This is a genomic window from Nitrosophilus kaiyonis (assembly GCF_027943725.1).
GTDB lineage: Bacteria > Campylobacterota > Campylobacteria > Campylobacterales > Nitratiruptoraceae > Nitrosophilus_A > Nitrosophilus_A kaiyonis.
The window spans coordinates 70790-92520 of the sequence record NZ_AP025696.1; the positions used below are offsets into that span (position 1 = coordinate 70790).

The 21731-nt window shown below is 29.6% G+C and carries 17 protein-coding genes; 1 reads left to right on the forward strand and 16 read right to left on the reverse strand.

The annotated features are described in order from the left end of the window. Nucleotide 1: 1 nt before the first annotated feature. The 9 genes from QML81_RS00385 to QML81_RS00425 form a co-directional block, all read right to left on the reverse strand. The gene (locus QML81_RS00385) at nt 2-1711 is read right to left on the reverse strand and encodes a PAS domain S-box protein (RefSeq protein ID WP_281951212.1); all 1710 of its coding nucleotides are present in this window, start codon (nt 1709-1711) and stop codon (nt 2-4) included. 11 nt (nt 1712-1722) lie between these two features. Beyond that, complete coding sequence (locus QML81_RS00390; protein ID WP_281951213.1) at nt 1723-3399, reverse strand: GGDEF domain-containing response regulator; 1677 nt, start codon at nt 3397-3399, stop codon at nt 1723-1725. A 116-nt stretch (nt 3400-3515) separates the two neighbouring features. Then, nucleotides 3516-4742, reverse strand: a complete 1227-nt coding sequence (locus QML81_RS00395; RefSeq protein ID WP_281951214.1) for an SPL family radical SAM protein — start codon at nt 4740-4742, stop codon at nt 3516-3518. After that, the gene (locus QML81_RS00400) at nt 4739-6370 is read right to left on the reverse strand and encodes an inorganic phosphate transporter (RefSeq protein WP_281951215.1); all 1632 of its coding nucleotides are present in this window, start codon (nt 6368-6370) and stop codon (nt 4739-4741) included. Before QML81_RS00400 ends, QML81_RS00395 begins: the two co-directional genes overlap by 4 nt. Before the next feature lie 78 nt (nt 6371-6448). Next, complete coding sequence (gene hisD, locus QML81_RS00405) at nt 6449-7747, reverse strand: histidinol dehydrogenase (protein WP_281951216.1); 1299 nt, start codon at nt 7745-7747, stop codon at nt 6449-6451. 15 nt (nt 7748-7762) lie between these two features. Next, nucleotides 7763-8686, reverse strand: coding sequence for a 1-aminocyclopropane-1-carboxylate deaminase/D-cysteine desulfhydrase (locus QML81_RS00410; protein ID WP_281951217.1), 924 nt, complete (start codon nt 8684-8686; stop codon nt 7763-7765). 20 nt (nt 8687-8706) lie between these two features. Then, a complete protein-coding gene (gene fbaA, locus QML81_RS00415) occupies nt 8707-9783 on the reverse strand; it encodes a class II fructose-bisphosphate aldolase (RefSeq protein ID WP_281951218.1) in 1077 nt (358 codons plus the stop codon). A 12-nt stretch (nt 9784-9795) separates the two neighbouring features. Beyond that, on the reverse strand, nt 9796-10614 hold the full coding sequence (locus QML81_RS00420; protein ID WP_281951219.1) for a peptidylprolyl isomerase: 819 nt from the start codon (nt 10612-10614) through the stop codon (nt 9796-9798). 46 nt (nt 10615-10660) lie between these two features. Next, nucleotides 10661-11374, reverse strand: coding sequence for a YebC/PmpR family DNA-binding transcriptional regulator (locus QML81_RS00425; protein WP_281951220.1), 714 nt, complete (start codon nt 11372-11374; stop codon nt 10661-10663). 83 nt (nt 11375-11457) lie between these two features. On the opposite strand from QML81_RS00425, the gene nth reads away from it, so the two are divergent. Continuing rightward, on the forward strand, nt 11458-12108 hold the full coding sequence (gene nth / locus QML81_RS00430) for an endonuclease III (RefSeq protein WP_281951221.1): 651 nt from the start codon (nt 11458-11460) through the stop codon (nt 12106-12108). Here nth and QML81_RS00435 read toward each other — a convergent pair. From QML81_RS00435 to metH, 7 genes are all read right to left on the reverse strand, one after another. Then, the gene (locus tag QML81_RS00435; RefSeq protein WP_281951222.1) at nt 12095-13366 is read right to left on the reverse strand and encodes a M20/M25/M40 family metallo-hydrolase; all 1272 of its coding nucleotides are present in this window, start codon (nt 13364-13366) and stop codon (nt 12095-12097) included. The two genes, nth and QML81_RS00435, sit on opposite strands and share 14 nt — an antisense overlap. A 172-nt stretch (nt 13367-13538) precedes the next feature. Next, nucleotides 13539-14039, reverse strand: coding sequence for a host attachment protein (locus tag QML81_RS00440; protein WP_281951223.1), 501 nt, complete (start codon nt 14037-14039; stop codon nt 13539-13541). A 37-nt stretch (nt 14040-14076) separates the two neighbouring features. Further along, nucleotides 14077-14901 carry a UTP--glucose-1-phosphate uridylyltransferase GalU gene (galU, locus tag QML81_RS00445; RefSeq protein WP_281951224.1) on the reverse strand — a complete coding sequence of 275 codons (825 nt, stop codon included), beginning with the start codon at nt 14899-14901 and terminating at the stop codon, nt 14077-14079. Next, a complete protein-coding gene (locus QML81_RS00450; protein WP_281951225.1) occupies nt 14898-15461 on the reverse strand; it encodes a hypothetical protein in 564 nt (187 codons plus the stop codon). The genes galU and QML81_RS00450 overlap by 4 nt, the downstream gene beginning before the upstream one ends. After that, entirely contained in the window at nt 15458-17485 is a 2028-nt protein-coding gene (locus QML81_RS00455; RefSeq protein WP_281951226.1) for a TonB-dependent receptor plug domain-containing protein, read from the reverse strand. The genes QML81_RS00450 and QML81_RS00455 overlap by 4 nt, the downstream gene beginning before the upstream one ends. 65 nt (nt 17486-17550) lie before the next feature. Then, a complete protein-coding gene (locus QML81_RS00460; protein ID WP_281951227.1) occupies nt 17551-18054 on the reverse strand; it encodes a cob(I)yrinic acid a,c-diamide adenosyltransferase in 504 nt (167 codons plus the stop codon). Between the two features lie 188 nt (nt 18055-18242). Then, nucleotides 18243-21689: a methionine synthase gene (gene metH, locus QML81_RS00465; RefSeq protein WP_281951228.1), complete on the reverse strand. Its 3447-nt coding sequence runs from the start codon at nt 21687-21689 to the stop codon at nt 18243-18245. Between the last annotated feature and the right edge of the window lie 42 nt (nt 21690-21731).

The following is a 21731-nucleotide window of genomic DNA, read 5'->3' on the forward strand; positions in this document are numbered from 1 at the left end:
TTTAATCTTTTTGTAAAATTAGTTCTATTTTAAAACAAGCACCATAAAATTTTTCGTTGTCAACTATAAACTCCTTGTTTGTAACATTTAAAAAACCATTAAAATGTTTTTCTATTATCTGTTTGCTCATATATAGCCCCATTCCGGTTCCTTGAGCTTTATGCTTTGTTGTAAAGTATGGATCAAAAATTTTAACAATAACATTATCTTTAACTCCTCCACCATTATCACAAATTTCTATAATTAGCCTTTCTTCAGTTTTTAATAATGATACTTTTACAATTTTTTCTTTTATTTCTCTTTCAATTAAAACATCTTTTGCATTATTTAAAATATTTAAAAAAACTTGAGCAAGCTCATTTGGATATCCTACATAAAAATATTTTATTTTTTTGTCATATTCAAATATTGCTCTTATATTATTATGTTTATAAGATGCTTCTACTAAAGAAAGGGCTCTTTTAACAATATCTAAAACATTAAACTCCTCTTTTCTTTTTTCCTGCTTAAAAAAATTTCTAAAATCGTCAATAGTTTGTGAAAGATAATCTGTATAGTTAATAATTTTTTCTATATCTTTCTCAATATCCTCTATTTTTAAAATTCCAGCATTTTTTCTCATTTTTATACCGCTTGCAACAATTTTAATAGCATTTAAAGGTTGTCTCCATTGATGAGCAATATTGCCTATCATTTCTCCTAATGCAGCTATTCTTGATTGCTGAAGTAAAATTTTATCTTTCTCTTTTTCTTTTTTAATATCTTCAATATTAGCTATAACAATTTTTTTATTATTTAAATTTGTTGTTCCAAAAGAGACTCTTATTGGAAAAATTTCTCCATTTTTTCTTTTACCTTCAAACTCTAATGGTACATTATTATTTTTTAAAACACCATTATTTATGAAATTTTTAAATCCCTTCAAATGAGCTTCATAATAATTTTCTGGAATTATTTTTTCTAAAGTGTCTTCATTATCTATCATTTCCTCTTTTTTAAAACCAAAAATTTTCTCGGCATTTTTATTGAAAACATTTACCTTCATCTCATCATCAACTGCAATTATTGCTACTGGACTAGAATTTACTATAGCTTCTTCAAATATCTTCTCATTAATTAGTTTTTTCATATATTCTTCTATTTTCTTTATAGCTGGTCTAAAAATAAATAAGGCTTCAATCAATAACGTAAATAGAGTTAAAATTAAAATAAACTGCTCTTTTTGTACAAGCTCACTAGTTTGCCTTTCACTCTCTTTTTGATATTCATATACTACTTTATCTAAATCTTTCAATAAAACTTGAGAATGATTTAATATATATGATAAACTTTTTCCACTTCTTGTTTTATAAAAATTTTTTGCTTCTTTGATATATTTTTTTACCCTTTTATCTAAAAAAACCGGTTTTTTGAAAAAAATTTTTTCCACACTTTTTGGCATATTTTTTAAAGATATTAAATAATTATGTGATTTTTCCATTAACTCAATTTTCTGCTTTAAATTTTTGGTTTTATAATATATAGCAAAAAGAGCAATTTGTTGAGACAACATTCTTTGTCTACCACTTATATTTATGATTTTGGCATATTTAGACTGTTTTTTTATAAGATTTGTTAAATTTAAATAGGCAAGGATCGATAAGATAGCAATTAAAGTTAAAGCAATCTTATATCTTAAAGATAGATTTGCTATATTATATTTCTTAAGCATTACAAATCATCTCAACTTAAAAAATTTTTAGGTTTATCAAAATAAAATCCTTGAAATTTATCAATATTTAATTTTTTTAATTTTTCAAAAATCTCTTTTGAAGATACAAATTCAGCTATAGTTTGAGTATTTAACTGTTTAGAAAAGTGAGATATTGTCTCAACTATATATTCTGCTTCTTTATTTAATACAATTTCTTGAATTAAAGAACCATCAATTTTTATCATATCTGGCTTCATTTTTAATAGATATTCAAAATTGGAATAACCGCTACCAAAATCATCAATAGCAACTTTAGCATTTATCTTTTTAATTTTTTTAATAAATAGCAAAATATTATTAAAATCTTTTATTGCCTCATTTTCCGTTATCTCAAAAATTATATTCCTACCTATATCATAATAATTTAATTTTTCTAGAATAAATTCAATATTTTTTTTATTATCTAAATCTTGATATGAGAGATTTATGCTTATAACTTTATTTAAATCCTTAGCAACTTGCATAGATTTTTCTATCATAATATTTGATAGTTGATTATACAATTTTGCCTTTTTTGAAATTTCTAAAAACTGAGAAGGAATCAAATAATCACCACTATTTTCAAGTCTCATTAAAGCTTCATAATATATGATTTTTCCATCTTTATCTACTATTGATTGAAAAAATGGAATGACTCTATTATTCTTTATAGCTATTTTAATTATTTTTAAAATATCCATATAATGTTCATACTCTTTTCTTAATTTATCATCCTCTTTAAATATATTAAATCTTTGGTTATGTTTTATAGCTTTACTTAAAGCCATATCAGCTTTTTCTAAAGGATTATCTTTCCCATATCCAATACCAATAGTTACATCTAAATATATGTCTAAATCATAATTTTTTATATATATTTTTTGCGAGGATATATACTCTAAAATCTCTTCAACAAATTTTTTAAATTTTTTTTCATCAAAAAGTTGATCTTGCAAAAATACAAACTCATCTGAACCTGAGCGATAAAATTTTCCATCATATTTTTTTTCAAAAATTTTTAAAAATTGAGAAAATTCTTTTAAAACATAATTCCCATTCTCTATGCCATAGATATCATTTATGGTTTTAAAATTATCAATATCCAAAATCAAAACAATTGGTTCTTTTATATTTTTCAAATCTCTAATTAGAGAATTTCTATTTGGAAGAGCAGTTAACTTATCATAAAAAGCTATTCTTTTTAACTCTTCTGTTTTTTTCTCAATTTCTCTTTTTAAAAATCTATTAATATCTTTTAATTTTTCTCTTAGTCTTTTAGCTTCTATAACTTCATTGGCTCTTGAAATTGCTTCTAATAACTCTTCTATATCGATTGGTTTTAAAATATAGCCGCTAATTTTTTGTTTTATCGTTTTTAAAAGAAGATCTGACTCGCTAAAAGCAGTAACATAAATTATTGGAATTTCTTTATTAATCTCTCGAATCTTTTCTACCATTGAAATTCCATCTAAATTTGGCATCATAATATCTGTAATTATAAGATCGATTTCTTGATGATTTTCATAAATCTCAAGCCCCTCTTTTCCATCTTTGGCTAAATATATTTTTTTAAACAGAGGGGATAATATTTCATAAATATTTTCTCTTATAGATTCTTCATCTTCTACAAATAAAAATGTTAAATTTTTAAAACTTTCATATTTCATATTAGAACCTATTTATATTTGATAATTTATTGTATTTTAAAATAAATAAATTTTTTCTTATAAGTTTTTTATATAGATTTTATAATTTTTTTTAATCAAAAATATTTTAATATATTTTATCCAAGATTTTTTATTTTTGATAGATAGCTATATTTCATATCAAGTTCAAAACTCTCATTTGTTGGATACTCATATCCAAAAACTTTCTTCCATAAAGAGTGATCTTCCATGCACATATAAAAAAATACTTTTTTATGCCAAGGTTTTAAAGATTCATATGCAAATTTAAAAAGTTTTTCTTTTATCTCTAAAGGATAAGAGAGTTTTCCTGCAGCATCAACAAGTGGCATCTGTAAAATTTTTGATTTAAAAGCTCTTTTTCTAAGTTTTTTTATCACAGGTTTTATAAAAGTTAAAGTTCCAAGGCTAACCATAGCAATTCTATTTGGATCAAAATCTTTTAATAATCTATCAAAAATTTCACCATACTCTTTTTGCCAATTCTCATACCATATCATTGGATGGAAATGAAATCCTACAAGTCTATTTTTATCATGGATTTTTTTTGCAGCTTCCAATCTATCATTAAGTGAAGAAGTGAGTCTTTCTTCTTTTTCTATAATTGACTCTGGATTTAAACTCCATGTAGTTATAATATTTGGTGGATAATCATTTTCTAATAAGTATTTTACATTATCACTTTTTGTTTTAAGCTCCAATATAACATTTGGATTTTTTTTGGCAAACTCAATCAGTGCCTCTAATACACCCCCTCTATTTCCCCACATTAAACTATCGCTGCTTTGACCAGTTCCTATATGATAAATCTCATCTTTATCAAGTTTTAAACTTAGTAGTTTTTCTTTTAAGTTTGTATTGAAAGTTATTGTATCTTCGTTATAAAAACTTTGAATTGAGCAGTAGCTACAATCAAATCCACAAGATTCAACCATATCAAGTGTCCAAAGATTGCAGCATCTAGTCTTGGGAGATGCCACTGGACACATACCAAACCCGAGCTTTTTATCAATATTTTGGAATTTAATTTTATGAGTTTTTTCCTTATCTATTTCAAAATTTTTATAGCTTTTTAGTTTTGATCTAATTATTTCATATTTTTCTTTTATCTCTTTTAATATCTTCTTTTTATCTCCATCAATCCATAAATCTTTTAAGTCCCCCTCATCCCACATATTTAAATCTATTGCAATTTCTATAAGCTGTTTTAATTCATTAAAAGTTAGCCTATATTCATAGGCTTTATTTTTTAAAAATTCTCTACTATTCTTTGGTAGATTAAAAAAAAGAGTGTTTTTTATTTTGTTTTCAAAATCATATATCAAGGAAGTAGTATCCCCCTTATCATAAAATATATCATAGCTGCTAAAATTGCCGCAGCAGGAACGGTGATGAGCCATGCAGCAACTATCATTTTTAAAGCACTTCTTTTAACAAGTTCATATTTTTTAACTGCTTTTAAAGCTTTTTTCTCTATTTTTGTAAGCTTGATCTCTCCATGCTCTAGTTTTGCTATAACCTCTTTTTCTCTATTTATTTTTTCTATTAAAGCTTTTACAACAAAAGGATCTGCTTTTTTAAGATCTCCTAAAGATTCCAATGCTCTTTCATACTCCTGTAGTTTTTCCATCTCTTTTTCAAGATGAGCCTCTTTAAACTCCTCTACAAGCTCCTCTTCAGTTTTTTTCTCTTTCTCTTCAAGTCTTAAAAGATATTCTCTTAAAAATCCTACTCCAAATACACCACCAACAGCAATATGGGTTGAACTAACTGGAAGTCCTAAAGCTGAAGCAACTATAACAGTAATTGCAGCTGCAAGAGCTATACAAAAAGCTCTTATTTGATCAAGTTCAGTTATCTCGCTACCAACTTTTCTAATAAGCTTTGGACCATATAGTGCAAGACCAATTGAGATACCAAGAGCTCCAACAAGCATAACCCAAAAAGGAATAGGAGCTTTTTTTGCAAATTCTCCACTCATTATAGCATCACTAATTCCAGCTAGTGGCCCAACAGCATTTGCTACGTCATTTGCACCGTGAGCAAAACTAAGTAAAGCTGCACTAAAAATTAATGGAATAGTAAATAATATATTTATAGATTCTCTTTCATTTGCTAAAGATTGTGCTTTTTTAGCTATCAAAGGTTTTACAAAAAAGAAAATCAAAACTGCTATACCAAATCCTATAATAATAGCTAAAGGAAGAGGAACTTTTACAATATGCTTTAAACCTTTTACAATCAAATAGCTTGCAAAAGCCCAACTCATTATAGATATATAGATTGGAACCCATTTTTTAGCAGCTTCAATTTTTTTCTCTTGAAAAATAACATTTTTCTTTATGATATATAAAAATAGAGCAGCAATTAATCCGCCAAGGACAGGTGATATAACCCAAGAAGCTGCAATTTTCCCCATTGTAGGCCAATTAACCATTCCAAAACCAGCTGCTGCAATTCCAGCGCCCATTACCCCACCAACAATTGAGTGGGTAGTTGAAACTGGAGCACCCATAGCGGTAGCAAGATTTAACCAAATAGCTCCAGCAAGCAATGCAGCAAGCATTATCCAAATAAATACCCTAGTATTTGCTATTAAATTTGGATCAATAATTCCTTTTCTAATTGTACCAACAACATCTGCTCCTGCTATCAAAGCTCCAGCTGCTTCAAAAATTGCAGCAACTATTATTGCTCCCATCATTGTCAAAGCTCCACTTCCAACTGCAGGACCAACATTATTTGCAACATCATTTGCACCAATATTCATTGCCATATAGCCGCCAAATATAGCAGCTACAATTAACAATGTTTTATTTTCTATCCCACTTGCATATACAGAAACATACCACATTACTCCAAGTATAAAAACAAATGCAATAGCAATCCTTGCAGCATCCCTTATATCAAACTTTTTGGCTCTTTTGACCTCTGGAATGTATTTGAGTTCCAAATTTACTCCTTTTTATTATGAACTTTTATAAATCTAATAAAAATAATAAAACTTTTTGGTAACAGTTAGGTAACAAAACTATTTTTTATTCTCCAATCTTATCTCAACAGATTTTGCATGAGCTTCTAATCCTTCAGTATGAGCAAGAAGTGCTGCAGCCTCTCCAATATCGTGAATAGCCTGACAAGAAAAAGAAATAATTGAACTTTTTTTCATGAAATGTTCAACATTTAATGGACTAAAAAATCTTGCACTATTTCCAGTAGGAAGGGTATGATTTGGTCCTGCAATATAGTCTCCAATTGGTTCAGGTGTATTTTCTCCTAAAAATATTGCTCCAGCATGTTTTATTTTTGGAAGTTGCTCAAAAGGATTTTTCGTCATAATTTCAAGATGTTCTGGTGCAATTTGGTTCATTAAATCAATAGCTTCTTTCATGCACTCTGCAACAATTATTGCTCCCCTTTCATCTATAGATTTTTGCACTATCTCTTTTCTTTTTAAAACTTTTAAAAATCCATCTACCTCATAAGATACCTTATTAGCTAACTCTTTTGAAGTTGTTATTAATATAGAACTAGCCATCTCATCATGTTCAGCTTGACTTAAAAGATCAATTGCTACATATTTGGCATTTGCGCTCTCATCTGCTAATATTCCTATCTCACTTGGCCCAGCTACCATATCTATATTTACTTCACCAAAAACAAACTTTTTAGCGGTTGCAACAAAAATATTTCCAGGACCAGTAATTACATCAACTTTAGGAATAGTCTCAGTCCCATAAGCCATAGCAGCAATTGCACTTGCTCCACCCACTTTATAAACTTTTTGGATATTACAAAGATAACATGCCGCTAAAAGAAGTTCATTTGGCTCATTATCTGGAGTTGGAGTTGTTACTACAATATCTTTTACACCAGCAACAATTGCTGGTATTGCATTCATAAGTAAACTACTTGGATATGCAGCTTTTCCTCCAGGGATATAAAGTCCTGCTCTATCAACAGGAGTTACTTTTTGTCCTAGAATTGTGCCATTTTCTTCAAAATCTATCCACGATTTAGGAAGCTGTTTTTCATGATATGATTTAATTCTATCATATGCTAGATGCAAAGCCGCTTTTAATTTACTATCTAGATTTTCATAAGCTTTTTTCATAAGATTTGGATCTATCATTAAATCTTTACTATTTTTTGGCTCCCATCTATCAAATTTTGCAATATGTCTAAAAAGTGCACTATTGCCTTCATTTTTAATCTCTTTAATTATTTGCATCACAATAGGAGTCACATTTTCAATATCTACTTCAGCTCTTTTTAGTATAGTTTCAAACTCTTCTTTAAAATTTTTATCTGTTGAATATAATATCTTCATAATAGCCTCTCTTTTTTATTTTATGATTTTACCAAACTTTGACTTGTATCTTTCTATCATTGTTTCATTTCCTTTTAATCCACCCTGATGAATATATAAAAGTGGAGAATTTTTAGTAATTAGTGATGAGTTCATAAGAGTGATAAAACCTGTTGGATCATACAAAAGATCAAATTCAATACCTGTTTTTTCTTTTAACTCTAACCAAATCTCATATAACTCTTTATAAAGTTTGCCAAATTTATATTTTCTTGGAGGCTCAATTATAACAGGATGAAATTTTTCATTTTTTTCAAGAGCAAAGAATTGCTTTTTGAGATACTCTTTGTCTCCTACGCAAGGGACTGTAAAAACTTGTAATTGGGAATTAGGAATTTGAAATTGGAATAGATTTTTTTGCAAAAAAAGTGCAGTTGTGCCAGTTCCAGATGGTAAAAATATATTTAATTTTTTTATATTTTTTTCATTTGCCCATTCAATAATCTCTTCTGCCAGTAAAGCAATTCCAAACTCTGCTTCTTTACATCTTCCCCCTTCTGGAATTATTAAAGTATCATCTTTTATTTTACACTCACTTAATAGATTCTTATTCCCAATGTCCAATATCCAATGTCTAATGTCTAAAATTTTCATCCCATTCTCAAGAGCTGCCTTTAAGTTTCCAGAGGGATTTTCTAAAAGTTTTTCATTTATCCTTGTATAATATTCAAACTCCCACTTTTTCATTTTTGCTAAAACTGAAAGTGAATACATAGCATTGGATTGCATTGAACCATAAGATATAACTTTTTTTACTTTAGGAAAACTTTTTTTTAGAAAAAAATAAAATTTTCTTGCTTTATTTCCACTAAAATCTACATCGATTAAATCATCTCTTTTTATATAAAAATTGTAGTTTTTAAATGAGAGTTTTTGTATAGGAGAGTTATTCAAAATCAAAAGGCATCCTTGCCTTTTGATTAGTTAACATTTAAACTACGAAGATCTTCATAAGCTTTTAGTACTCTTTGCTTCATAGATATTTCACCTTCTCTTAGCCATTTTCTTGGATCATAATATTTTTTATTAGGCTTATCTTCACCTTCAGGATTTCCTATTTGCGATTGAAGATAGTCTCTATATTTTTCTATATAATTTTTAACACCTTCCCAAAACGCCCATTGAGTATCTGTATCAATATTCATTTTTACAACACCATAATCTATTGCTTCATGAATTTTAGATAATTCACTTCCACTACCACCATGAAATACAAAACTTACAGGCTTATCTTTTTCTATATTAAATTTCTCTTTTATGTATTCTTGAGAATTTTTCAAAATAATCGGCTCCAATTTTACATGTCCAGGTTTATAAACTCCATGAACATTTCCAAAAGATGCTGCTATTGTAAAATATGGACTGATTTTGCTAAGTCTCTCATAAGCTTCAGCTACTTCACTTGGTTGTGTATATAATCTTGAGTTTTCTATTCCTGTATTATCCACACCATCCTCTTCACCACCAGTAACACCAAGTTCAATTTCTAAACTCATTCCAAGTGGTGCCATTCTTTTTAGATACTCTTCGCAAGTTGAAATATTATCTTCAAGAGGCTCTTCACTCAAATCAAGCATATGTGAGCTAAAAAGAGGTTTACCATGTGTTTTATAATACTCTTCTCCTGCAGCTAAAAGTCCATCAATCCAAGGGAGAAGCTTTCTTGCTGCATGATCTGTATGTAGTACCACTGAAACTCCATAGTGCTCAGCTAAAATATGTACATGTTTTGCTGCGCTAATTGCCCCTAAAATTGCTGCTTTTTGTCCATCATTACTCAATCCTTTTCCAGCCCAAAAATGAGCACCACCATTGCTAAGTTGAATAATTATAGGAGAATTAGCCTCACGTGCTGCTTCCATAACTGCATTTATTGAATCTGTTCCTACAACATTTATTGCAGGCAGTGCAAAAGAGTGCTCTTTTGCATATTCATAAAGCTTTAAAAGATCATCACCCCAAACTACGCCAGGCTTTAAAAAGCTCATAACACCCATTTTAGCTCCTGATTATATATTTGTCTTAATTTCTGCACTTTTTTTAAGTTCTTGAGCTTTTTTAGAAACAATTTCTTGAAATTTTTGCATTTTTATTTGCTGTTTAATTTTATCTTTGATATCAGCAAAAGGAATAGTAGAAGAAGGTTTTTTATCTTCAACATAAATTATATGATATCCAAATTGTGTTCTAACAGGAGTTTTTGTAAATTCTCCAACGTTTAATTTAAAAGCTGCTTCGCTAAAAGGTTTTACCATCTGTTTAGGACCAAAATATCCTAAATCTCCACCATTTTTTCCACTTGGCCCAACAGATTTTGTTTTAGCAAGTTCGATAAATTTCTCTTTCAATTTATCTTTTGGAGTTTTTTCTAACTCTTGAATTATTTTTTTCGCTTCCTCTTCACTTTTTACTAAGATATGTCTTGCGTGGACAGTTTCTGGTTTTTTAAATTTTGTGATATTTTTCTTATAAAAATCTTCAGCTTCTTTATCTGTGACTTTTATGGAATCAAACTGCTTTTTCATCCATATTTCCATAGCAAGATCTTTTTTAATTTTTTCGAGAGCCTTTTTATACTCTGGATCTTTTTCTATGCCGCTTTTTATAGCATACTCTTTTAAAAGCTCTCTTTCAATTGCTTGTTCTACAACTTTTTTCTTTAAATCTGGTCTTAATTGATCAAAAGTAATTCCAGCAGATTTTAAAATAGAGTTAACATCTGCTTTTGTTATCTGTTTACCATTTACTGTTGCTAAAATTTCAGCACCCATCATCAATGTTGCAGTCAAAGATAATGCAACTAAACCCTTTACTAAGACATTTTTCATACCAATCCTTTAAATAAATTTTGTTAAGTATCGATTATAGCTAAATTTACTTCATATTATGATAAACATTTTGCACATCATCATTTTCTTCAAGCATATCTATTAATTTTTCAACTTTTTCAGCAGTTTCATCACTTACATCTGTTTCATTGTTTGCAACTAAGCCCACACTACTTTCTAAAATTTTTGCTCCCGTTTTTTCAATAGCTTGCAATACATTATTAAAATCTGCAGGCTCAGTTTCTATAACTAAGACTTCATCAAATTCAAGTATATCGCTTGCTCCAGCTTCAAGTGCTGCTTCCATAATCTCATCATCTTTGTCGCTTCTCTCAACTGAAATAACACCTTTTTTATCAAACATCCAAGCAACACTTCCGCTAGTTCCTAAACTTCCGCCCATTTTATTAAATGCGTGTCTAACTTCAGCAACCGTTCTATTTTTATTATCTGTCAAACATTCAACCATAATAGCAACTCCACCAGGTCCATATCCTTCATAAGTAATCTCTTCATATTTTACACCCGGAAGATTTCCGCTTGCTTTATCAATTGCTCTTTTTATATTGTCCTGTGGCATAGAAACAGCTTTTGCTCTCTCAATCGCTAGTCTTAAAGCGGCATTTGTTTCAGGATTTGGACCTCCGTCACGGACTGCTGTCATAATATCTTTAACTGCTTTTGTAAAAATTTTTCCTTTTTTAGCATCCTCTTTTGCTTTAATATGTTTAACTTTTGACCATTTATTGTGTCCTGCCATTCATTCTCCTAAAGATAAAATTTAGGTAAAATTATATCATATATAAATGTTGAGAATACCTCTACAAAATAAAAGGATTTAAAATGGTTCTAAGAAATAAAAAAGAGATAGAAGAGATAAGAAAGAGACTATTAAAGCATTATCCTGCTGCTCATACTGAACTTATATATCATAACCTTTATGAACTATTAGTTGATGTAATTTTATCAGCACAATGTACAGATAAAAGAGTAAATCAAATAACTCCCGCCCTTTTTAAAAAATATCCCGATATAAAAACTCTCGCAAAAGCAAATGTTGATGATGTAAGAGAGCTTATCAAAACATGCTCCTTTTATAACAATAAAGCAAAAAATCTAGTAGCTATGGCAAAAATGGTTATGGAAAAGTATAACGGAAAAATTCCTGAAGATGAAAAAGAGTTAGTAAAACTTCCAGGTGTTGGTAGAAAAACTGCTCATGTTATAATGATAGAGTATTTCAAAAAAAATCTTATGGCAGTTGATACACATGTTTTTAGAGTTGCTCACAGACTAAAACTAAGTGATGCGAAAACAAGAGAAGGAACAGAAAAAGATCTTGTTGAAGCTTTTAAAACTGATTTAAATGATATTCATCAAGCTCTGGTTTTATTTGGAAGATATATATGCAAGGCTAAAAATCCAAAATGTGAAGAATGTTTTTTATATGATTTATGTGATAGTAAAGATAAAAAAGAGATTAAAAAGAGTTAACCAACTCTTCTACAACTTCTTGAAAGATTTCAATAGATTTTATCTCAACCCTCTCTCTAGTAGAGTGGGGATTATAAATATTTGGCCCAATTGATACAATTTCAAGATTTGGAAATTTTTCACCAATTATTGCACTCTCTAACCCAGCATGAATAGCTTTATATTTTACATTATTGATATATTTTTCATAAATATTTTTTACAATTTTTGCAAGATTTTTTATTTGAGGATTCCAAGCAGGATATTTTCCTTTAGATATTACATCAAAACCAAAAGAGTTTAATAAATTTTTAGTTTCATTCTCTATTTCATTTAACAATTCATTTTTCATACTTCTTGCAGAAAAAGATATTTTAATTTCTTTAATATTAATATCTGCAATTGCCAGATTTATACTGGTTTTTGGAATCTTTAAATCAAAATCGCATCCTCTAACTCCATGGGCAAAACCTGCGATAAAATTTATATATTTATCTGCATTTTTTATACCTAATTCATATAATTTATCAATTTTAGATATTATAAAATTTTCACAATTTTTTAAATTTTCATTTGTAGCTATAATTGCATATGCTTTTGATGGAATAGAGTTGATTCTCTCTCCACCTTTTAACAAAATAAGCTGAAAATCTCTTAAATTTGATAAATATTTTGAAAGCTCTTTTATTGCATTTGGAATATCTTTATCAATATCAACTCCAGAATGCCCCCCTGGAAAATTTATCGTTTCAATTTTGTAAAATTGATAAAATTTTATCTTTTCTAAATCACTTTTTTTAGATGCAAATATATCAACTCCACCAGCACAACCTATAAAGATTGAACCAAGCTCTTCACTATCAAGATTTACCATATATTTTGATTTTATAGAAAGTTCTAAGTTTTTTGCGCCAATTAGACCAATCTCTTCATCATTTGTAAATAGATATTCTGCTTTAATATTTTTACTTATTAAATGAAGCATCAATGCAACACCTATGCCATTATCTGCCCCCAATGAAGAATCTTTTGCCATCAAAAAATCATCTTTCTTTATTATTTCAATATCGGGAGCTTTCCCAACACAAACCATATCATAATGAGATTGTAGGCAGATTTTTCTTTTTTCTTTATAACATAAAATATTGCCTGATTTATCGACTTCCACATTAAATTTGTATTTTTTAGCAAAATCTTCTATAAAATTTTGTAATTTTTTAGTATTTTTAGAGCAGTGAGGAATAGAAGTAATTTTTTTAAAGATATCTAAAATCTCCACTAATACCCTTGTATGTTGATATATTAGACATTAGTTTCTTTCTTCTCGTGATTCGTAAATCATAATTAGTGATTATTGTCATTAGTCATCAGATTTATCTTACCAATGACTAATGACCAATGACTTAATGACTAATAACTTCTTACTCTACTTAACTAAATCTAACCAAAAACTAAAAATGTTTCCCTTTTTCTTTAAAAATTTCTGGCAATCTGTTTTTATCTGTTTTTGTTAAATCCTCTTCAATATATCTAAAAAGCTTATCTTTTACAGTAGGATATTTTGAGCTTAAAGATTCTACATTTTCCCAAACTCTTTTAAAAATATTTTGTGGAGCTGCTAAAAAATATTTTTCTGGATTATTTTCTTCAACGATTTTTGCAATATCTTCTGCTATAGCTTTGATTACATCCTCTTCAAGTTTTTTTTCAAGTTCATGTCTTTCACCTATATTTCCACCCATTTTACCTACATCAGCTTTAAATCTTCCAGCCTCATCAGTAACAACATCTTGCAGTCTCCAGTGAGATTCAACATAATCTATAGAATTTATTAAATCAAGTTTAATATTTTCTGGCTTCAAACCAGCTTCAGCCTCTAAATCCCTTGGACTTGCTTTATAAACTTTCATTTCACCAAGATTTGTAACTATAACAATATCTCCAACTTTCATTCTCATCCTTTCTTTATTAGTTTTTATAATTTTAACACTATTTACCTAAAAATTTGTTGTAAAAGTAGTTAGTTGCTTCAACAAATCCTTCAACACTTCCACAATCAAATCTTTTCCCTTTAAATTTATATGCAATTACCATATTGGTTTTAGCTTGTGTCATTAAAGCATCAGTTAGTTGAATTTCACCATTTTTTCCAGGTTTAGTATTTTTTAATATCTCAAAAATATCAGGAGTTAATATATATCTTCCAATTACAGCTAAATTACTTGGAGCTTCTTCGGCCCTAGGCTTTTCAACCATATTTGAAACAACAAAAACATCTTTTTCAAGCTCTTTTGCCTCAACAACTCCATATTTATGAATATTTTCTTTTTCTACTTCCATAACTGCTACAATAGAACATCTATATTTTTTATACAATTCTATCATCTGTTTTAATACTCCATGATTTTCACCCTCACACAAATCATCAGCTAAAACTACAGCAAATGGCTCATTTCCTATTAAAGGCTCTCCTGTCAATACCGCATGTCCAAGACCTTTCATCTCTTTTTGTCTTGTATATGTAAAAGTACATTTATTAACAAGTTCTCTGATATCAGTTAATAGGTACTCTTTTGATGTCCCTTTTATTTGATGTTCTAGTTCATAACTTATATCAAAATGATCCTCTATTGCTCTTTTGCCACGACCAGTTATAACAGCCATGGTATAAATTCCCGCTTCAATCGCCTCTTCAACACCATATTGAATTAAAGGTTTATTTACAACTGGAAGCATCTCTTTAGGAATTGCTTTAGTTGCAGGCAAAAATCTTGTACCATATCCGGCTGCAGGGAAAAGACACTTTTTAATCATTTTCTTCCTTTAAATGACTTTATAAAAAAATATATTATGATAATTTCTATAAAAAAAAGCAAAAAGTGCAAATCATATACTTGCTCTTTTTTATCTAAATTGTATAAATTTTCTAATATTTTATAAAATAGAAAAGAAAAAGCCATACCAAATAAATATCCAACTTGTTTACTTATATCAACTAAAGTTAGTAGTCTTTTTTTATGCACTATCAATGTTTCTGCTCTAACAAGGTAAGCTCCAAACATGAAAGTAAGTTGATATCCAGCATAAACAAAGAGAGCACTCATATAATTATATGGAGATATTAAAAAGATAATAACAAGCAAAAGCATAATAAATTCTACAAATAAACCTATTAAAAAATATTTTTTTATATTTAATAAAACCTCATAAAATTTAGCAATGATTATCATACCAATTGCTAAAATAATCCCTCCCAAAGAGAAAAGAGAGGGATTTAAAGGCTCATATATTACAAAAATTGAGCCAACTGATAATCCTGTAAATAGTGAATTGAAAAATTTATATTTTAAATAATTTCTAGGTATTAATTTCAAAAATTGCCTTTAATACCAATATAATATCTTCTTACGCAATTTTCTGGATATATAACATCATCTTTTATCCAAACTCCATTTTTATAATTAAAAATATTATCCATTTTCGCAAAAATTTCAAAATTTTTCTTTAATTCATATCCTAAAGATATATCTGTAGAATTGTATGGTTTTTGTTTCTGTTTAAAACTATTTTTAAAATCATCCAGTGCATACATACTTGATCTATATATATGAGAGATATTTGTATAAAATCTATTGTATTTAAAATTCAGTGATAAAGTGATATTATGTTTTGCAACACCTGGCAAATTTTTATCTTCATAATCTTTTATATCATCCTCTTTTGTTTTTGCAATTAGATATGTATAAAAAAGATTGCCAGTTAAATATCCATTTATTTTTTTCCTATATTCTAAATCGATTCCTTTTTTCTCTGTTTTATCAAGATTTGTATTTGTATAAGTTGCAGGATTATAATAGATCTCATTTTTTACATCTATATAAAAAGCAGAAATTTTGAGTTTTTGATCCTTTGTAATTTTATTAAAACCAATTGTATAGGTTTTTGTAATCATTGTATCTATAAAATTATTAAAAACAAAGCTGTTTGTAAAAAAATCATAACTAAAAAATCTATCGATATCTGGAAACTGATATGCTCTTGTAAAATTTGCATAAAAAGAGCTATTATTTGATATTTGATAGTTATATCCTAATGTAATTGAATGATTACTATTAGAATCGCTTAAATCATTGCCATTATTTGGATCATATTTATATTCTACCTTACCTCTTCTATATCCTAAAGATAATTTATGTTTTTCAAATATATTTGAAAGATTCATATAATAATCATAACTATTTTTTGATGTTGTGTTTGATATATTTTCTCTATCTCCATCAAATTTTGAAACTCCAAATATCCAATCAAATCCACCATTTTCATAATTCAATTTTAAATCATACTGCTTATAATCATACCTTGAAATATAGTTTGAAAGCACATATTCTGAAAATCTATCTGTTTTTGAATGTGATAAATTTATTTTAAAATTACTATTGATTTTATAATTTAGATCAAAACTAACAGTTCTATCTTTTATTATTTGATAATTGTATGTATATCCCGCCCAGTTAGGATTACCTTCTTGTTTTGGATCATCTTCAAACTGATCTTTTGTTAATGAATTGGCATAATAGTTTTTAATTTTTGAATTTGTAGCTTGAATAGTAAAATCAATATCATCATTAGGGAAAAAAGTTATATCAAATAAAGATGAGATTTTTTTCTCTCTTGATTCGGGTATATCTGCAGTAATTTCTCTAAAACCTTTTGATCTATAAGAGTCTATATAAAAATATCCAAAAGCACCCTCACCGCTAATACCGCCACTAAAAGTTGTGCCTAAAGTTTTATAGTTTCCTTTAAATATTTTATAGTTAAATCCCTCAGATGGTTTAGTTTTTATATTAATAACACCAGCAGTTGATCCATCACCATAAATTACAGAACCAGAACCTTTTAAAATCTCTATTTTTTCAACACTCTCTAAAGGAATAGAAGATAAAAGAGGAGGTAATAGATCGATATTATTTATTCTTTTTCCATCTATCAAAATAACAACATTTTCAAATCCGCTACTTAAACCAAATCCGTGGATATCAATTTTAGGTGTGAATATATTTCCATAAGTTGAAGAGATATTAACAGAAGTATATCTGTTTAAAAAATCTATAAGATCAATAGATTTTGAGTTTTCAATATCTTTTGAAGTATAAACTTCATAATTAGAACCTGCTCTTAACTCATAACTTTTTATACCTTCTGCTTCAACAACAATATTATCCAGCTCTATTGTGGAGCTTTCATCTTTAGCTGTTTTTTCTTTTGATTTTTCTTTTGCAAGTTCATGCTCTTTTTGCATAACTGTAGATGCAGTAGCTTGAAGATTTGCCATCGAAACAGTTGCTACAATAGCAGCAAGAGAAAAATATTTCCCTTTAAATCCCTTTGCAATCATTTTGTCTCCTTTTTTATTTGGGAATTTTAAAAAAACAAAATTCTACCAAAAATTTTTATTTACTATTAATATTCAATCCCCTCTCTTGCATTTACCCCTTTATCAAAATAGTGCTTTATTTTTTTCATATATGTTACAAGATCAGCCTTTTTTATCATTTTTTCAGTTGCACCTCTGCCAGTTAATATAAGCTCAACATTTTTTGGTTTTTCATCAATAACTTTTATAATCTCCTCTTCGCTCAAAAGACCATACAAAAAAGCAACTAATATTTCATCTAAAATTATTAGATCAAAACTTTTCTCAAATGCATTAAAGACTCTTTCATACTGATTTTTTACCATCTGAAACTGTTTTTTTGAAGGATGAGTTTTTATAAAATTTCCATCCCATTCTCTATCTACTATAACACCAAGACTTTTTAATATCTCTATCTCATGTGAAATCCATGCTTTCATAAATTGAAAAATAAAAACTCTTTTTTTTGCCCCAACAGCTCTAAGGGCTAACCCAATAGCAGCAGTAGTTTTTCCTTTCCCGTCTCCAGTATAAATATGAACAAATCCCATAAAATCTCCAAATTTTGATAAAATATCTTTATGTGTTTAATTATAACAATAATATTTTTACTCTTAGCAATTCAAGCTTTAATTGAAAGCAATATAAAAGGTGCGATACTCTATTTCTCTATATCGCTATTTTTTGCAGTTTTGATGATATTAAATATTATAAGAGTTTATAAAAAGAGGCAAAAAAATTAAATATTAAAATATTTCGCCTCTGGATGGTGAACAACTATAGCACAGGTAGATTGTTCTGGATGAATCTGAAAAGTTTCACTTAATATAATTCCAAACTCTTCAGGTTTTAAAAGATTAAAAATATGTCTGTTTAGTTCTAAATCTGGACATGCTGGATAACCTGGTGAATATCTGGCCCCCTGATACCCTACCATCTTAACATCATGCAAATCTGGCTTTTCATTGCGTAAAATTCCAAGCTCTATGCGTATCTGTTTGTGTGCAATCTCAGCTAAAGCCTCTGCAAGTTCAACACTTAATCCATGAACAAGATGATATTCATGATATTTTCCTGATTTAAAAAGCTCTCCTTCATATTCGCTAAATCTGCTTCCTGCACTTACACAGGTAAAAGCACTAACATCCATACGTTCACTATGAAAATAATCAGCTATGCATCTATGAGGTGGTTTTGATTGTCTTGGAAAAGTAAAAATTTCTATCGCATCACCAACTATATTCTCTATTGGCTCACGATTTGCATCCTCATCTTTTTGCCAGCCAAACTCTGTTCCAAAAACATAGAGCTCATTATCCACACGCCTAGCTGGCCAATATCCATAAAGGATTGTTGGTTTGAATATATTTTTGAGCTCATTTCTTAGTCTATTAAAAGATGGAATCACCTTTTCATCCAATTGCTTTTGATACTCCTCTTTGCTTATACCTTTTGATTTATAACCCCAACGCTGTTTAAAAAGAAGCCTTTTATTTATCCATTCATATGCTATATCTGGATCAATATCAAGAGTCCTTCTTCCCCAAAATGGCGGTATTGGCACAGGAGCTGGTTTTGGCAAGATAATGTTTGCTGGATCAATTCTTACTTCTTCTTTAGGTTTTACCTCAACAATCTCCTCTTCATCTTTATCACTTCCAAGTTTTGTATCAAAATTACCCTCTTCTATTCTACTCATTGCAACAATACCATCAAAAGCGTCACGGCAATAAAATATAGGTCCATCATACTCTTTCCTACAAAACTCATCAACAAACTTTTTAGTAAGTGCTGCACCACCTAAAAGTACTGGAACATCTATACCTTTTTGCTTCATCTCTTTTAGATTTTCAAGCATTACTTGGGTTGATTTAACCAAAAGACCACTCATTCCAATTGCTTGAGCATTATGCTCTTTGTAGGCTTTGATAAACTCTTCAAGTTCCACTTTGATACCAAGATTTATTACTTTAAAGCCATTGTTTGTTAGTAAAATATCTACCAAGTTTTTACCAACATCATGCACATCACCTTTGACAGTGCCTAAAACAAGAGTAGTTTGAGACTGCTTTTCTTTCTTAGGCAAGAACTGATTGAGATAATCAACTGCTGCTTTCATGACCTCTGCACTTTGAAGTACGAAAGGCAACTGCATCTGTCCGCTACCAAAAAGATCTCCTACCTCTTTCATAGCCCCGATTAAAATCTCATTAATGATCTTTTCTGGATCAATTACATCTTTGGCTTTTTCAAGAAGTGGCATTATCCGCTCTTTATCACCATCAATTAAGAGCTTATGAATCTGCTCTTCCAATGGAAGTTTACTTAGTTCATCATCGCTAGATGCCTCTTTTTTCTCTGCTTTACTAAAGTGTTCTATAAACGCAAAAAGAGGATCGCCATTTTCTCTTCTATTAAAGAGTAGATCTTCACAAACTTTTCTATCTTCATCGCTTATTTTATGATAAGGAATGAGATTTTTTACATTCACAATTGCCATCGTAAGACCAGCTTGAACGCAGTGGTGTAAAAAGACGCTATTGAGATACTCTCTAGCATGTTTTTCAAGACCAAAGCTAATATTAGAAACCCCTAAAACTGCTCCAACTTCTGGATGACGTATTCTTAATTCTCTAATCGCTTCAATAGTTTCAATGGCTGCTGTCTGATACTCTTCATCCCCACTTCCAACTGTAAAGGTCAAAAGATCAAAAACTAGATCACCAGGATTTAAACCATGTTTATTTACTGCCCTTTCATACATACGCTCTGCAACTGCAAGCTTTTTCTCTTTTGTTTTGGCCATTCCCTCTTCATCAATAGTCAAAAGAACCAAAGCTGCTCCATAACGTTTAGCCAATGCACAAATTTTGTCAAATTTTTCTATCCCATCTTCAAGATTGGCTGAATTTATAATTGGACGTCCGCCAATATGTTTTAATGCTACTTCAATGGCAGGAACCTGGGTAGAGTCTGGCATAAGAGGGATTGGAATCTTTTCGTTGTAAAGTTTTATAACCTCTTTCATATCTGTTGTTTCATCACGCCCTGCAAATCCAACACTCACATCTATACCATGTGCTCCGCTTCTAACTTGCTGCTGAGCTACACTCAATGTCCCTTCGTAATCACTCTTTAATAAAAGTTCTCTAAAAGCTTTGCTTCCTGTTGCGTTACTTCGCTCACCCATTAAAAATGGAGGCGGATCTTGCATAAGTGTGCGAGATTCAAAAAGACTTGCAATAGATCTTGGCTGTTTTCCCTTTGGAGGAAGCGGTTTTTTGCCTTCAACTGCATCTACCAAAGCTTTAATATGTTGAGGAGTTGTTCCACAACATCCGCCAAGCAAGGCTACACCATCAATTGAGGTAAATTTGGCTTCAAGCTCTGTAAACTCTTTTGGGCCCATTGGATAGAAGGTATAACCACCTCTGTTTTGAGGAAGCCCTGCATTTGCATGGATACTTATTGGTCTATCCCAAACTTCACTAAGCACCCTTACATGCTTTTCAATCATATCAGGACCTGTACCGCAATTAAACCCAAGTGAAATAATGTCAAATGGCTCTAATATAGTAGCAATAGTTGTAGCATCAGTTCCAATTAGCATAGTTCCATTTTGCTCAATAGTAACACTAACCATTATAGGAATATCAGGAACACTGTCTTGGCAAGCATGGATAGCTGCTTTTATCTGAAGTGGATCTTGACAAGTCTCAAGTAAAAATAGATCTGCTCCACCATCTTTTGCTCCTTTTGCAGCCTTAGAGTAGCCTTCATACATTTCATCATAATCAATATGTCCAAGACTTGGGAGCTTTGTTCCAGGACCTAATGAACATGCAACAAATCGTGGCTTCTCAGAAGTACTATAAGCCTCACAAACCTCTTTTACAAGCTCACATCCTTTTTTTGTAATTTCATATGCCTCATCTGCCAAGCCATACTCATCCAATACCCAGGGCATTGAACCAAAAGTATTAGTTTTGATTATATCAGCACCGACTTTAGCATATGCCTCATGGATGGATTTTATGATATTAGGAGCTGTTTTATTTAAAAGTTCATTACACCCCTCTTTTCCCTGCCAAGCAGACTCTGGTATCTCCTTTGCTTTGGCTTGTAGTTGAGTGCCCATAGCACCATCAATTATTAATATTTTTTCTTTTATTAATTTTTTTAACATAAATCCTCTCTTAATATTTACATATTTTTATTTTATATATTC

Excerpts from the sequence above, each read along its gene's own strand:
- QML81_RS00385 (WP_281951212.1), bottom strand. The coding sequence starts at position 1,711 with ATGCTTAAGAAATATAATATAGCAAATCTATCTTTAAGATATAAGATT.
- fbaA (WP_281951218.1), bottom strand. The coding sequence starts at position 9,783 with ATGGGTGTTATGAGCTTTTTAAAGCCTGGCGTAGTTTGGGGTGATGAT.
- metH (WP_281951228.1), bottom strand. The coding sequence starts at position 21,689 with ATGTTAAAAAAATTAATAAAAGAAAAAATATTAATAATTGATGGTGCT.
- hisD (WP_281951216.1), bottom strand. The coding sequence starts at position 7,747 with ATGAAGATATTATATTCAACAGATAAAAATTTTAAAGAAGAGTTTGAA.
- QML81_RS00390 (WP_281951213.1), bottom strand. The coding sequence starts at position 3,399 with ATGAAATATGAAAGTTTTAAAAATTTAACATTTTTATTTGTAGAAGAT.
- galU (WP_281951224.1), bottom strand. The coding sequence starts at position 14,901 with ATGATTAAAAAGTGTCTTTTCCCTGCAGCCGGATATGGTACAAGATTT.
- nth (WP_281951221.1), top strand. The coding sequence starts at position 11,458 with ATGGTTCTAAGAAATAAAAAAGAGATAGAAGAGATAAGAAAGAGACTA.
- QML81_RS00460 (WP_281951227.1), bottom strand. The coding sequence starts at position 18,054 with ATGGGATTTGTTCATATTTATACTGGAGACGGGAAAGGAAAAACTACT.
- QML81_RS00455 (WP_281951226.1), bottom strand. The coding sequence starts at position 17,485 with ATGATTGCAAAGGGATTTAAAGGGAAATATTTTTCTCTTGCTGCTATT.
- QML81_RS00440 (WP_281951223.1), bottom strand. The coding sequence starts at position 14,039 with ATGAAAGTTGGAGATATTGTTATAGTTACAAATCTTGGTGAAATGAAA.
- QML81_RS00425 (WP_281951220.1), bottom strand. The coding sequence starts at position 11,374 with ATGGCAGGACACAATAAATGGTCAAAAGTTAAACATATTAAAGCAAAA.
- QML81_RS00420 (WP_281951219.1), bottom strand. The coding sequence starts at position 10,614 with ATGAAAAATGTCTTAGTAAAGGGTTTAGTTGCATTATCTTTGACTGCA.